Genomic DNA, 13,732 nt, shown 5'->3' with positions numbered 1-13,732 from the left:
TATCGAAGAAGGGCAGCGGCAAGGGGTCATTCGCAAAGACCTTCACCCCGGTTTGATGAAACGAGCCCTGTTCGGCTCGCTGGATGAAGTCGCCACGCACTGGGTTTTAATGAAAAACGGCAAATATGATTTGGAAAAGTCCGCTGAGCAGATCGCAGACATTTTTATAAATGGAATAGCCAAAACTTAATCAATGATTAGCAGGGGAGAAAAGAAAAACATGGCCGAAACGGTAAAAGAAAAAACCAGATCTAAAATGCACGACCAAACTCAAACGGACGGTGCTTTTGATTTGCTCAAAAAGGAAAACGGTGTGGCGTTTTTGACGTTTGACGCCAAGGACGAGAAAGTGAATATCCTGACTTCAAAAGTAATGCAGGAACTCGATGGATTATTGGATGAGCTGAAGACAGAGACTTCGATCAAGGCTTTGGTTTTTATAAGCGGGAAAGAGGATAATTTTATCGCCGGCGCCGATGTTGCTGAAATTAAAGATGTCACCGATCCGAAAGAAGGCGCCGAGAAAACCCGGATGGGACAGGCTATTTTCCAAAAAATTCATGATTTGCCGTTTCTTGTAGTGGCCGCCATTCAGGGGGCATGCGTTGGCGGCGGACTCGAGTTGGCGCTTGCCTGTCATTTCCGCATCGCGAAAATTCACCCAAAAACCAAATTAGGACTCCCGGAAGTGCGATTGGGCATTCTTCCCGGATTCGGGGGAACCCAGCGGCTGCCAAGACTCATTGGTATTCAGAGATCGTTAAAATTAATCTTAACCGGAAAACTTGTTGGCGCTAAGGACGCAGGCCGGCTTGGGATTGTCGATAAAGTGCTACCTTCGAGCTATCCCTCGTCGTTTTTAAAAGCAGCGGCTGAGGAATTTGCGCTGAACATGCTGCAGGCTTTCAAGCGCTCTGCTTATGAGAACAAACGAAATGCGAAGCGCCTGCATGCGATTTTTTTAGAAAGCAACCGATTCGGGCGCAAGTTTCTTTTTGAGCAGGCCAGAAAGCAGGCCCTGCGAACGACTCGCGGCCATTACCCGGCGCCGCTGAAAGCATTGGAAGCGGTGCAAAAGGGAATTGAGCTGACTCTGCAAGAAGGCCTTGAGATTGAGGCCAAGCTGCTCGGTGAGCTGATTGCAACCGACGTCAGCAAGAACCTCATTTCAATCTACTACCTGAATGAGGATTTGAAAAAAGACACCGGCGTTGAAAAAACCAGGAGTGAGCCAAAAGAGATTAAGCAAGTCGGACTTCTTGGCGCTGGGGTCATGGGCGGCGGCATTGCGCAACTCCTTGCTAATAAAGCGCTGCCAGTGAGAATGAAAGATATCAACCAACAAGCTCTGGATATCGGAATGCATAGAGCGGAAGAGGTCTTCCGGAAGGCAGTTGAGAAGAAAAAGTTGAAACGCAAAGAAATGCAGCGGAAAATGACTTTGATTTCCGGAACCACAGATTATTCGGGTTTTGCCAACTCGGATTTCATCATCGAAGCTGTTGTCGAGAACATGGATATCAAAAAGACGGTTCTTAGTGAGATAGCTTCTCAAGTCAATGACTCGACCATCCTGGCTTCAAATACTTCATCTCTTTCAATTACTGAAATCGCTTCGGCTGTTAAAAAGCCTGATCGCGTAATCGGCTTTCACTTCTTCAATCCCGTGCACCGCATGCCTTTAGTCGAGATTATCAGAGGTAAAAAAACTTCCGATGCAGCAACGGTGACTTCTGTGGCTTTTGCTAAGAAATTAGGAAAAATTCCAATTGTTGTTAAAAATAGTCCGGGATTCTTAGTGAATCGAATTCTAGGGCCTTATATCAATGAAGCGGCGCTGCTTTTAGAAGAAGGCTTGATGATCGACGAAATCGACAAAGTCATGCTCGAATTTGGCATGCCGATGGGACCGTTAAATTTACTGGATGAAGTTGGCATTGATGTCGGTTATAAAGTTTCGAAGATTTTGCAGGAAGGGTTTCAAAATCGCGTTGTTCCTTCCAAAGTAATTGAAAAGTTGAATGACGATGGTCGTTTAGGTAAGAAAGGCGGCAAGGGGCTATATATTTACCAAGGCAAGAACAAGCGCGCCGATGAGTCGGTTTACGCTCTCATTGCGGATTTAAGAAAGTCGGACGGGTCGATTTCTAAAGAGGAGATTCAAAATCGGCTGATCTTTGTCATGCTGAAAGAGGCAGTGCTTTGTTTGGAAGAGGAAATTGTCCGCCGGGCAAGAGACGTCGATGCGGGGATGATATTCGGTACGGGATTCCCGCCTTTCCGCGGTGGTCTTTTGAAATATGCTGACACGCTTGGCTCGAAATCATGTGCCGAGGAGATGAAGAAATTAACGGATAAATTTGGAGAGAGATTTGAGCCGCCGAAGTTGCTCACAAAGATGGCGAATAGTAATGAAAGATTTTATAAAAGTTAACACACGCGGATTGAAGCATCACATTGTTTTTTAGTTATGTTTTTTAGAAGGATACTTTTCATTTTATCAGGGTGTTTTTTCAATCAGTGTGAATAGAAGTACAGGAGTACAAAAATGGCAAACAACAGTTTTGTAAAAGCATTATTTGCGGGGAGCATCGAACAGGACTTCATTTTCCCTTATCCGAAAATGGATAAGGAAGAGGAAGAAAATCTGAAACTCATCCTCGACACTGTTCGACAGTTCGCCAAGGATAACATCGATCCGGAAGAGATTGACCGAAATGAAGAAATCCCGAAAGAGGTTCTCCAGGGATTAGCTGAAATTGGACTTTTCGGCATGAGCATTCCCGAGGAATACGGCGGTTCTGGATTTTCGACAACTGCTTACAACCGGGTTTTTGAGGAAATCGGCGGTATCGATGGTTCATTGGCTGTTACTTTGGGTGGGCATCAATCCATTGGACTGAAAGCGCTGTTGCTGTACGGAACAGAAGCACAGAAGAAGAAATACTTGCCTAAATTGGCAACCGGCGAATGGATCGCTGCGTTTGCCCTTACCGAACCGGGCGCCGGATCAGATGCAGCAGGCATCCAATCTCTGGCAGTAAAGGATGCCCAAAATGGCCACTATATTTTGAACGGCAACAAGATTTGGATTACTAACGGCGGCATCGCAGACTTTTTTACTGTGTTTGTAAAAACCCCGGTTGGTGAAAATGGCGAAAAGAAAATCAGCGCCATGGCCGTCACCCGAGACATGGAAGGTTTTTCATCCGGTAAAGAAGAACGGAAGCTCGGCATTCATGGCTCCTCCACGACCGAATTGATTTTTGATAATATCAAGGTTCCGGTTGAGAACCTAATTGGGCCTGAAGGCAAGGGTTTCAAGGTGGCCATGGAGGTGTTGAATTCGGGTCGATTGGGGTTGGCGGCCGCTTGCGCTGGCGGAATTAAAACGCTTATTAGAATGAGCGTTAATCACGCAACAAATAGAAAGCAATTCAACACGCCGATTGCCGAGTTCGAAATGATTCAGGGCAAAATCAGTAAAATGGTTGTCGACGTGTTTGTGTTGGAAAGTATGGTTTACTTGACCACCGGTCTGATCGACCGCGGAGATATTGACTATTCAATCGAGTCTTCGATATGTAAAGTGTACGCTTCGGAAGCCGTTTGGAATGCCGTCAACGAGGCCATGCAAATCGCCGGCGGAATTGGCTACAGCAAAGAGTATCCTTACGAACGGGCGCTTCGTGATGCCCGCATCAATTTGATTTTCGAAGGAACCAACGAAGTCCTACGGGCTTTTATCGCGCTGGCTGGAATGCAAGAGCACGGCGAATATTTGAAGAAAGTGGGTAAGGCACTGCAGAATCCCTTAAATGAAATGGGAATTCTAACGGATTACGCTCTTCACCGCATTAAGAAAAGAGTTGCAACCGAGAGGCTGACCGATGTTCATGAAGCCTTAAAAGATGAAGTCGGCAAGTTTGAAGAATATGCTAAAGAATTGCATCGCGCTACCGAAAAAGTTTTGTCCAAATACCGCAAAAATATTATTCATCAGGAATTTATCCTCAACCGTCTTGCTGATATGACGATTGATCTTTACGCAATGATTGCGGTGATTTCGAGAGTAGATTCTTTGCTTAAAGAGAAGGGACAAAAGAAAGCTCAAAAGCAGCTAACTATTTGCAAGACTTTTTGCGAAGAGGCCTGGCGGCGCATTCGCCGAAATGCGAGACAAGTTGATAACAATATCGACCCATGGCGCAAAGAGATCTCCACGGACGCTTGCGAAGCTAACGGTTATCAGTTTGATTTGATTCACTAAAAAGGGTTGATTTCTGTTTTTAAATTTTTATTTTAAATTCGTCTTATGTTTTAAGTTCATAACCAAAGGAGAACCAGGTGAAAATTATTGTTTGCATGAAGCAGGTGCCCGTCAAGGATTCACTTTTGAAAATTACGGATGACGGAAGTTGGGTTCATGAAACCGATCTCAATTACGAAATAAATGAAAGCGACCATTACGCGCTTGAAGAAGCCCTGCGGCTCAAAGAAGCACACGGCGGCGAAGTTGTGCTGCTCAGTATGGGCCCCGAACGTGTGAAGGAAGCAATCAAGCAAGGTTTAGCCAAAGGTGCTGATCGGGCCATGCATATCGATAATTCGAACTTTACCACTCAGGATCCATTTGTGAATGCTAAAGTTTTGGCTGCGGCAATTAAACAGGAAGAGTTTGATCTGGTTTTATCAGGTCTGCAAACAGATGATTACGGTTCGGCTCAGACAGGTGTGATTTTAGCAGAGAACCTGGGCGTCCCCAGCGCGACTATCGTGATGCAGATTCAAAAACAAAATGGCGGCATTAAAGTAAAACGTGAATTGGAAAGCGGCTGGTTTCAATGGGTGGAACTACCCCTGCCATCGCTTTTAACAATTCAGTCCGGAATTAACCAGATCCGTTATGCTACCATCAAAGGCATCATGATGGCCAAAAAGAAAGAAATCAAAGCGCTTGGATTAAGCGAATTAGGGCTTTCCGAAAGTGATGTGCATGAGGGCCAAACCGGCCTGGTTTTCAACAAGATTTACGTACCTGAAAAAACCAAGCAAACTGAAATTTTCGAAGGTGATCCAAAGGAAGTCGCGCGAAAGCTGGCTGATAAGTTGAAAAATGAGGCGAAAGTTATTTAGATTTTCGAATTCAAGAAAGAAGACAGAAGGAGTTGCTTAAATGAGTAATATTTTGGTAGTTGCTGAACAGAGAGATGGAACTTTAAACCGCTCAACGTGGGAGGCAGTCGTTGGCGGCCAGGAATTGGCAAAAGAGTTAGGTAAAGAAGTCGCGGTTTTGCTTCTTGGCAAGGATATAAAAAACCTTGCAGATGAAGTCGCTGGAAAAGGTGTGGCTGTCATGGCAGCCGATGACGAAAAACTTGCTGACTACACTCCAGACGGCTATTCAGCGGCCATCAAGCAAGTTGTGGAAAAAGAAAACCCTGCTTATGTGCTTTTTAGCCACACTTACATGGTTAGGGATTATGCGCCGAAGTTAGCGGCCGCTTTAGGTAAAGCATTGATAAGCGATTGCATTCGCTATAAAATGGCTGGCGGCAAACCCGTTTTTGTAAGACAGGTTTTTCAGGGAAAAATCGATGCCGATTTCACTTTCGAAGGCGATGGACCTTACTTGGTTAGCTTTCAGGTTGGCGCTTTCAACGCGGATCATTTGGAGACAGGTGGTTCGGGTGCCGTGCAAAACGCCGAGGTCAATATGGATAGTGTTGACATCCGAACCAAAGTTTTGGAAATTTTCGAAGGTGTGAAACAGGAAGTCGATTTAAGTAAAGCGGAACGAATTGTCTCCGTCGGTCGTGGAATCAAGAAGCCCGAAAATATGGATTTAATAAAACAACTTGCTGAATCTTTGGATGCTGAGATTGCAGCGTCCCGTCCCGTTTGCGACGACGGCTGGCTGCCGCTGGACCGTCAGGTTGGAAGCTCAGGGCAGACCGTTGCGCCGAAACTTTATTTTGCCGTCGGTATTTCAGGAGCGATTCAACATATCGTCGGAATGAAGAACTCAGGCACGATTGTCGCGATTAACAAGGACCCGCACGCACCGATATTTGACATCGCGGATTATGGCGTGGTCGGGGATTTATTTGAGGTTTTACCGGAGTTTATAAAATCAGTAAAAGAACTTTAAGGAAAGAGTAATGAAATGAAACTAAATCAATCTATTGCGATTTTTACTTTTTCTCTGGTTCTATTTTTTGCTTGTGCAGGTCAAGAAGGAGTGCGGGTGATTACCACGCCGAAAACTTCCCCTACCAGCGTCAAAGGCTTTGAAAATATGCGCGAGGACTTTGATCCCGCAGCACTTGATGATTACGACATCGAAGTTGAGGAGTCTCAAGTTGGCTATAGCGGCATGGACGATCCTACCCTAAATACGGTTGAGATGTTGAAAGATAGCATTGGAACGGGCTATCGGGTGCAGTTGATACAGACAACCGAGCCTGAAGAAGCTAAAAATACTGAGAGAGACGCCATTCTGCGCTTTGATGAAGGTGTTTATCGCATATTCGATCCCCCGTTTTATAAAGTTCGGGTTGGAGACTTCGCGGATTGGTACGATGCTGAAAAAATACAAAAGCTGGCAATTCAGAAAGGCTATCGGGAGGCCTGGGTCGTGCGCACGAAAGTTAACCTTAAGAAAGCTTACAAATGGATGGACGAACTTTAGTTCCCACTCTTTAAACTTAGCCTAAAATATGCGTTTTGCCATTTGCTGTTGGCCTTTGGCCTTTGGCTTTTTGATTTTTGAGAATTTACATCGTGTCCCGACTTCTTCGGGATCACCTGTTAGGTGATTTACAATAACCATCTTGACTTATTCGGGATTGAATTTATTAGCTAAAAGCTAATTGCCAAAAGCCAATCGCTCTATTTTAGGTATAAATCCTATTCAAACGACATCCAATTTGGGTGTCGTTTTTTTGCCCACAGATCGAAGAATCTCACTGATTTTCAGCCTCACGTTGGCACTAATTTTGTTTCCTGAATACAGGTTTTTTCTATTTGAGTTAATCTATTATTTTAACTCATTCTTATCTCAAAATATTTTATTTGGAAAACGGCTAAAAATTTATTAAATTAGATGTTCGAATTTGGAGGAATTCATGTCAGGTCATTCTAAGTGGAGCACAATTAAGCGCAAGAAGGGGAAGGCCGACGCCGAGCGCGGCAAGATTTTTACGCGTCTAATTAAAGATATCACCTTTGCCGCCCGCAACGGCGGTGGTGATGAAAACGCAAACCCGAGACTAAGAAGCGCGGTAGCTGCAGCAAAAACAGCCAACATGCCCGCAGCCAATATCGATCGGGCGATCAAAAAAGGTACCGGCGAGCTTCCCGGGGTTGTTTATGAAGAGGGAGTTTTGGAAGGATATGGCCCGGCTGGAGTTGCACTGTACATTGAAATTTTAACGGATAATCGCAATCGAACCGTGGCCGACGTCCGACATAGTCTCACCAAACACGCGGGTAACTTGGCGGAGTCCGGAGCGGTCGCCTGGATGTTCGAAAAGAAGGGATTGATTACTGTTCCAAGCGAAGGACTCGATGAGGAGGAGATTCTCATGGTGGTCATGGATGCAGGCGCCGAGGATTTGAAATCGGAGGAAGATTTTTTTGAGATCACGTCATCAGCGGAGGATCTTGAAAATGTTAAAGCTGCTTTGGAATCAAGTCAGATCAAATATGATTCCGCGAATTTAACCATGTATCCGAAAAATACCATAAAAGTCGAGGGTAAAGATGCAGAAACGCTGTTAAAAATTCTGGAGGCCCTCGAAGATCTGGACGATGTGCAAAATGTCTATTCAAATTTTGATATCGATATGTCCGTTTTGGAAAGCATGCAATAAAAAGGGTTTAGAAGATATGCGAATTCTCGGGGTGGATCCGGGAACCTTGGTTACAGGCTTTGGTATATTAGAAGAAAATGGCAGCGGGTATAAAATTTTAGATTTTGGCTGCATAAAGCTCTCGTCCAGAGACGGTATCCCCAAAAGATTAAAAAAAATCTATGACGAGTTATCAATTGTAATTAAACGACATCGACCCGATGAATTTGCAATTGAAGATCTTTTTTATGCAGAAAATGTAAAAGTAGCTCTGAAGATGGGGCATGCACGAGGCGTCGCGATTTTAGCTGCTGTGAATCATCAAATCCCCACCGCGGAATATTCACCGAGAGAAGTCAAGATGGCAGTTGTTGGTAATGGGGGCGCATCTAAGCAACAAGTACAAAAAATGATTCAGCATTTATTTAAATTGCAGGAGCCGCCGGAACCCCTCGACGCTTCAGACGCACTGGCGGTCGCAATTTGTCATCTGCACCGTATGGAATCAAAAGTATGATTGCCCAACTTGAGGGGATCCTCTCTGAAAAAACTCCGACTCAGGTAATTGTCGATGTGAGAGGCGTCGGTTATGATGTGCTCATCCCGATTTCGACATTTGATAAACTTGGAGAGGTTGGTTCCAAAGCAAAACTTTTGACTTATCTTCATGTTCGCCAAGATACCTTGCAATTGTTCGGATTCAGCACTTTAAAAGAAAAGGGAATGTTTGCTCATTTAATTTCCGTTGCTGGAATTGGACCCAAATTGGCATTAGGCATTTTGTCAGGCCGGACTGTCGAAGATTTGAGCCGCAGTATCGTAAACAGCGACGTTGCAAACCTGACTCAACTATCCGGTGTGGGCAAGAAAACCGCCCAACGAATTGTCCTGGAATTGCGTGATAAGCTGGCAAAAAAAATGACCGAAAGCCAATTGGCGATCGCTTCCGGCGAGCCAAGTGCAAATGGAAAATTGGAAGAAGCAACTTTAGCGCTGGTGTCTTTAGGGCATAATAGAAACACAGCAGAGAATGCTTTGTTGAAAGTTCTGGGAGCAGAACCGGATTTGGCTTTGGATGAATTGATAAAACGGGCATTACAAAATAGTTAGTCAAGATTTATAATGGACCAAGACCGATCTACAACTCCGCAGCAAATTGAAGGGGAACAGGAGTTCGACCAAACCCTGCGGCCGCGAAACTTTGGTGATTTTGTCGGGCAGGACAAAATTAAGGCCAACTTCAAGATTTTTATCGAGGCGGCAAAGGCAAGGCAGGAATCACTCGATCATGTTCTCTTTTACGGGCCTCCGGGTTTGGGTAAGACAACTCTGGCAAATATTATCGCAATTGAGCTTGGCGTAAATATCAGAGTAACTTCCGGGCCGGCTCTCGAAAAGGCGGGGGATTTGGCCGGCATTCTCACAAACCTGGGCGAAAGAGACGTCCTTTTTATCGATGAAATTCATCGGCTGAATCGGGTAGTGGAAGAGTACCTTTACCCGGCGATGGAAGACTACAAGTTGGATATTATTATTGACCGTGGCGCCAATGCGCGAACGATACAAATTCAACTACCGAAATTTACTCTGGTTGGCGCCACAACCCGGGCGGGTTTATTGACTTCACCTTTACGTTCCAGATTTGGAGTGGTGAACCGTTTAGATTTTTATAAACCGGAACACTTGTTTACAATAATCCAACGGTCTGCCAGGATCCTGGATGTGGAAATAGATGAAGGGGCCGGAATGGAGATCGCGCGCAGGTCACGTGGAACCCCGAGAATTGCGAATCGTTTACTCAGACGCGTTAGGGATTTTGCCCAAATTGAAGGCAACGGTGCCATCTCCAACGAAATTGCCGAAGATTCTCTGACCCGCTTAGATGTCGATAAAAAAGGCCTTGATGAAATGGATAAGCGTATCTTAATGCTTTTACTTGAAAAATTTAACGGAGGTCCGGTTGGGATCAATACTTTGGCCGTTGCGATCGGAGAGCAGGGAGAAACCTTAGAAGAAATTTACGAGCCGTTTCTAATTCAGGAAGGATTTTTAAAAAGAACACCCCAGGGCCGAGTTGTAACCGAGTTAACTTACCGCCACTTTGGTAAAATTAAAACGAATGCGGCATCTCAGCAAAAAATGTTTTAGCACCAAAAATTAAAGTAATAATAATTGTAGCGAGGGAGAATTTATTAAATGAAACTTTCTGATTTCAAGTACAAATTACCGGAAAAACTGATTGCTCAATTCCCACCAGCGAAGCGTGATCAATCCCGCCTGATGGTACTCAATCGTGAAAAACAAACGATTGAACAGCAGGTATTTAAAGATATCGTTGACTATTTTGAAAAAGGCGATTGCTTAGTTATCAATGAGACGAAGGTGTTCCCAGCACGTTTAATGGGCACAAAGGATAAAACGGATGCAAAAGTTGAAATTTTCCTACTTCGGGAATTAGAAAACGGACTATGGGAAGTCTTGGTGCGGCCGGCAAGAAAGGTTCGGGTTGGCAATCGACTTTCAGTAAATGATAAACTTTATTGTGATGTCATCGATAATACGGTTTCGGGTGGCCGGGTCGTACGGTTTAACTATATTGGTGACTTTTTTGAGATAGTGGACAAAATCGGGAAGTCGCCCTTGCCGCCTTATATCAATCGAGATCCGCAGCAACTTGACAAGGAGCGCTACCAGACGGTTTATTCACGTGTTCGTGGAGCAGTGGCGGCGCCAACCGCCGGACTGCATTTTACAAATCCGCTTTTAAAAAAGATTGAGCAGAAGGGTGTCACGATTGCCCGGGTTGTTTTACATCTCGGTTTAGGCAGCTTTCGCCCGGTTGTGGTTGAAGATTTAAGCCGCCACAAAATGGATTCCGAATATTACGAAGTCACTCAAACGACCGCCGATATTATCAATAAAACTAGAAAAGAAGGCGGCCGGATCTTTACTGTAGGAACCAGCACGACTCGTGCTTTGGAAACTGCGGTGACCTCTGAGGGTTGGACAAAACCCGCGAAAGGCTGGACGGATAAATTTATTTATCCGCCATATAAATTAAAAATCACCGATGGCATGATAACGAATTTCCATCTTCCGTCTTCGACACTTTTGATTCTTGTTTGTGCATTTGCCGGGCGGGATTTCGTCTTCAAAGCTTACCGAAAGGCGATTAGAGAAAAGTACAATTTTTACAGCTATGGCGATGCCATGCTTATTGTTTAAGAAAGTGTTGGAAACTGCTGCAATTATAGTTGCTGCCGGGCAGGGCTCCCGAGTCGGCGGCATTTTGCCCAAACAATTCCAGTCGGTGGGCGGGAAGCCTATTCTTTCCTATACCCTGCAAAAATTTGAAGACTGCTCTCGAATTCAGGACGTGATTTTAGTAACTGCGTCTGAGTGGGTAACTTATACTGCTCAGGAAATCGTCGCCCCATCTGATTTAAAAAAGGTAATAAAGATTGTTGCAGGCGGAGAGCAGCGTCAGGATTCGGTTTTTGCCGGCCTGAAAGCGCTGGAAGGCCATCCCGATTTCGTCGCGATTCATGATGCAGTTCGCCCGTTTATAAGTGTGGAGAAACTCGAGGCGGCGATCGATGCTTGCAAAGAACACGGCGCTGCCATCTTAGCTGTTCCGCCGAAGGACACCATCAAAACAGAGAAGAGTGGATTTGTTGACGAAACTCCCGACCGCAGCTTTCTTTGGTCTGTGCAAACCCCGCAAGTTTTTAAATACGATTTGATTATGAAAGCGTACCAGAAAGCTTTCGAGGACGGCGTTTATCATACCGATGACTCCGCGCTGGTTGAACGAATCGGCAAGAAAGTAAAAATCGTCGAAGGCGAACATGATAACATCAAAATTACAGTGCCGATGGATTTGAAGTGGGCTGAAATCAAATTAACAATGGATAATTAAATGCGGGTTGGATTTGGTTACGACGTTCATCAATTAGTCGAAGGAAGGAAGCTGATTTTAGGAGGCGTCACAATTCCCTCGGAAAAGGGAGCGCTCGGCCACTCGGATGCAGACACATTGAGTCATGCAATTGGTGATGCCCTTTTGGGCAGCACTGCCCTTGGAGATTTGGGTAAACATTTTCCTGACAGCGATGAAGAATTTGCCGGGATTTCAAGCTTGCTGCTGCTCAAACAAATCGGAAAACGGCTTTCAAAGGAAGGCTACCAAATTAGCAATATCGATTCAACCGTGGTTTTAGAGAAACCAAAGCTATTGCCCCACATTAATGAAATGCGTACAAATATCGCAGACTCTTTAGCAATTTCAGATTCTCAAGTTTCTGTTAAGGCAACCACCTCGGAGAGGATGGGTTTTGTGGGTGAGGAGAAGGGTGTGGCTGCTTATGCGTGTGTTTTAATTGAAAGGAAAGAACAAGTTTAATGGCGTCAGTTAGAGTTCGATTTGCCCCGAGTCCCACGGGACACCTTCATATCGGCAATGCCCGCACTGCAATTCTAAACTGGTTTTTTGCCAAAAAAGCCGGCGGCACATTTATCTTGCGGATCGAAGATATGGATATCGAAAGGTCCACAAAAGCGTCCGAGCAGTCGATTTTTGAAGACCTCAAGTGGCTCGGCTTAGATTGGCAGGAAGGGCCGAAAGTGGACGGCGATTTTGGTCCCTACAGGCAATCAGAACGTTTGGAAATCTACAGGAAGCATTTAGATATTTTGAAAAACAAAGGACTGGCATATCCTTGTTTTTGTGCTGAAGAGGAGTTAGATGAAAAAAGAAAGGCTGCTAAGGCCAGAGGGAAAATCTTTACTACGACAGAAAATGCTTAAACCTTTCTGATAAAGAGAAAAGTGATTCAGAAAAAGCAGGCCGCAAACCGGTTTGGCGATTTTATGTAAGTCCGGGCGAAATCAAATGGGAAGAGCCTGTCAAAGGGTCTTTGGTTTTTGATGGAGGTAATTTCGGTGATTTTGTGATCATGCGATCGGATGGCATCCCGACTTATAATTTTGCCGCCGTTGTTGATGATGCGCTTATGCAAATCTCTCATGTGATTCGCGGTGATGACCACGTTTCAAATACGCCGAAACAGATTTTGCTTTATCAAGCCTTCGATTTTGGACTTCCCCAGTTCGTGCACATCCCCATGATTTTGGGTCCGGATCGCACGCGGTTATCGAAGCGCCATGGAGCAACCTCGGTTGGGGAGTTTAACGAAAAAGGCTATTTGCCGGAAGCGCTGATTAATTTTCTCAGTCTGCTAAGCTGGTCCTCGGAAAGCGAGGAGGAGCTTCTTTCAATCGAGCGTCTCATCAGTGAATTTGATTTTCGCCGAATGTCGAAATCGCCGGCCATTTTCGACACAGTCAAACTCAATTGGATGAACGGTCATTACATCCGAGATTTGCAACAGGATGAATTGATTGATTTGGCAACTCCGTTTTTAGAAAGCGCCGGAATTGACCTAACCGACAGAGAAAAACTAGAAAATGTTTTCTCTCTTATGAAAGATAGCGTGGAGCACTTAAGCCAGATTCCTGAGTTGGCGAAACCTTTTTACCAGGACAGCATTCAACTCACCAATGCCCAGGCGATTGCTTTGTACTCAAAAGATACTTCTCAAAAAATCTACTGGGCTTTTTTGCGATACTTGCAAAACTACGATCATTTAGATGCCGGGGCGTTTATTGTAATCATGAAGCAAGTGCAAAAAGAAACCGGAGTCATGGGCAAAGATCTCTGGGCACCGATTCGGGTGGCCCTTACCGGTCAGATGCACGGACCTGAACTCCCCAAAACTGCTGCGATTTTGGGAAAGGAAAAGTGCGAGAGGTTTATTAGAGGTTTGGTGGATTAATTAGATATTGACAATATATTTTACTTGATTTATATGCATGAATAA

The 13,732-nt window shown here is 44.9% G+C and carries 14 protein-coding genes and 1 pseudogene; all 15 read left to right on the top strand.

What is annotated here, in order from left to right:
- Nucleotides 1–190: TetR family transcriptional regulator (locus tag IH879_03115; protein MCH7673920.1), on the top strand; the 190-nt coding region annotated here is incomplete at its 5' end.
- Between the two features lie 30 nt (nt 191–220).
- Nucleotides 221–2,434 carry an enoyl-CoA hydratase/isomerase family protein gene (locus IH879_03110; GenBank protein MCH7673919.1) on the top strand — a complete coding sequence of 738 codons (2,214 nt, stop codon included), beginning with the start codon at nt 221–223 and terminating at the stop codon, nt 2,432–2,434.
- Nucleotides 2,435–2,548: 114 nt separating this feature from the next.
- Nucleotides 2,549–4,270 carry an acyl-CoA dehydrogenase family protein gene (locus tag IH879_03105; protein MCH7673918.1) on the top strand — a complete coding sequence of 574 codons (1,722 nt, stop codon included), beginning with the start codon at nt 2,549–2,551 and terminating at the stop codon, nt 4,268–4,270.
- Nucleotides 4,271–4,347: 77 nt separating this feature from the next.
- Nucleotides 4,348–5,136 (top strand): electron transfer flavoprotein subunit beta/FixA family protein, encoded by a 789-nt coding sequence (locus tag IH879_03100; GenBank protein MCH7673917.1) that lies wholly within the window; start codon nt 4,348–4,350, stop codon nt 5,134–5,136.
- Between the two features lie 40 nt (nt 5,137–5,176).
- The gene (locus IH879_03095; protein ID MCH7673916.1) at nt 5,177–6,151 is read left to right on the top strand and encodes an electron transfer flavoprotein subunit alpha/FixB family protein; all 975 of its coding nucleotides are present in this window, start codon (nt 5,177–5,179) and stop codon (nt 6,149–6,151) included.
- 15 nt (nt 6,152–6,166) lie between these two features.
- Nucleotides 6,167–6,691 (top strand): SPOR domain-containing protein, encoded by a 525-nt coding sequence (locus tag IH879_03090; protein MCH7673915.1) that lies wholly within the window; start codon nt 6,167–6,169, stop codon nt 6,689–6,691.
- Nucleotides 6,692–7,127: 436 nt separating this feature from the next.
- Nucleotides 7,128–7,874, top strand: a complete 747-nt coding sequence (locus IH879_03085; protein ID MCH7673914.1) for a YebC/PmpR family DNA-binding transcriptional regulator — start codon at nt 7,128–7,130, stop codon at nt 7,872–7,874.
- A 16-nt stretch (nt 7,875–7,890) separates the two neighbouring features.
- A complete protein-coding gene (ruvC, locus tag IH879_03080; GenBank protein MCH7673913.1) occupies nt 7,891–8,370 on the top strand; it encodes a crossover junction endodeoxyribonuclease RuvC in 480 nt (159 codons plus the stop codon).
- Nucleotides 8,367–8,963: a Holliday junction branch migration protein RuvA gene (ruvA, locus tag IH879_03075; GenBank protein ID MCH7673912.1), complete on the top strand. Its 597-nt coding sequence runs from the start codon at nt 8,367–8,369 to the stop codon at nt 8,961–8,963. Before ruvC ends, ruvA begins: the two co-directional genes overlap by 4 nt.
- Nucleotides 8,964–8,975: 12 nt before the next feature.
- On the top strand, nt 8,976–10,001 hold the full coding sequence (gene ruvB, locus IH879_03070; GenBank protein ID MCH7673911.1) for a Holliday junction branch migration DNA helicase RuvB: 1,026 nt from the start codon (nt 8,976–8,978) through the stop codon (nt 9,999–10,001).
- A 48-nt stretch (nt 10,002–10,049) separates the two neighbouring features.
- Nucleotides 10,050–11,078, top strand: a complete 1,029-nt coding sequence (gene queA, locus IH879_03065) for a tRNA preQ1(34) S-adenosylmethionine ribosyltransferase-isomerase QueA (protein MCH7673910.1) — start codon at nt 10,050–10,052, stop codon at nt 11,076–11,078.
- A 7-nt stretch (nt 11,079–11,085) separates the two neighbouring features.
- Nucleotides 11,086–11,772, top strand: coding sequence for a 2-C-methyl-D-erythritol 4-phosphate cytidylyltransferase (gene ispD / locus IH879_03060; protein ID MCH7673909.1), 687 nt, complete (start codon nt 11,086–11,088; stop codon nt 11,770–11,772).
- Nucleotides 11,773–12,255, top strand: coding sequence for a 2-C-methyl-D-erythritol 2,4-cyclodiphosphate synthase (locus IH879_03055; protein ID MCH7673908.1), 483 nt, complete (start codon nt 11,773–11,775; stop codon nt 12,253–12,255).
- Nucleotides 12,255–12,659 (top strand): hypothetical protein, encoded by a 405-nt coding sequence (locus IH879_03050; protein MCH7673907.1) that lies wholly within the window; start codon nt 12,255–12,257, stop codon nt 12,657–12,659. The genes IH879_03055 and IH879_03050 overlap by 1 nt, the downstream gene beginning before the upstream one ends.
- Nucleotides 12,629–13,687: pseudogene (locus IH879_03045) on the top strand (glutamate--tRNA ligase). The gene IH879_03050 and the pseudogene IH879_03045 overlap by 31 nt, the downstream one beginning before the upstream one ends.
- Nucleotides 13,688–13,732 lie beyond the last annotated feature (45 nt).

The organism is candidate division KSB1 bacterium, from assembly GCA_022562085.1.
GTDB lineage: Bacteria > Zhuqueibacterota > Zhuqueibacteria > Oceanimicrobiales > Oceanimicrobiaceae > Oceanimicrobium.
The sequence above is the reverse complement of the archived record's forward strand: the minus strand, read 5'-3'. Positions and strand labels throughout refer to the sequence as shown.

Excerpts from the sequence above, each read along its gene's own strand:
- IH879_03085 (MCH7673914.1), top strand. The coding sequence starts at position 7,128 with ATGTCAGGTCATTCTAAGTGGAGCACAATTAAGCGCAAGAAGGGGAAG.
- IH879_03050 (MCH7673907.1), top strand. The coding sequence starts at position 12,255 with ATGGCGTCAGTTAGAGTTCGATTTGCCCCGAGTCCCACGGGACACCTT.
- IH879_03105 (MCH7673918.1), top strand. The coding sequence starts at position 2,549 with ATGGCAAACAACAGTTTTGTAAAAGCATTATTTGCGGGGAGCATCGAA.
- ruvA (MCH7673912.1), top strand. The coding sequence starts at position 8,367 with ATGATTGCCCAACTTGAGGGGATCCTCTCTGAAAAAACTCCGACTCAG.
- IH879_03110 (MCH7673919.1), top strand. The coding sequence starts at position 221 with ATGGCCGAAACGGTAAAAGAAAAAACCAGATCTAAAATGCACGACCAA.
- queA (MCH7673910.1), top strand. The coding sequence starts at position 10,050 with ATGAAACTTTCTGATTTCAAGTACAAATTACCGGAAAAACTGATTGCT.
- IH879_03055 (MCH7673908.1), top strand. The coding sequence starts at position 11,773 with ATGCGGGTTGGATTTGGTTACGACGTTCATCAATTAGTCGAAGGAAGG.
- ruvB (MCH7673911.1), top strand. The coding sequence starts at position 8,976 with ATGGACCAAGACCGATCTACAACTCCGCAGCAAATTGAAGGGGAACAG.
- IH879_03090 (MCH7673915.1), top strand. The coding sequence starts at position 6,167 with ATGAAACTAAATCAATCTATTGCGATTTTTACTTTTTCTCTGGTTCTA.
- ruvC (MCH7673913.1), top strand. The coding sequence starts at position 7,891 with ATGCGAATTCTCGGGGTGGATCCGGGAACCTTGGTTACAGGCTTTGGT.
- IH879_03095 (MCH7673916.1), top strand. The coding sequence starts at position 5,177 with ATGAGTAATATTTTGGTAGTTGCTGAACAGAGAGATGGAACTTTAAAC.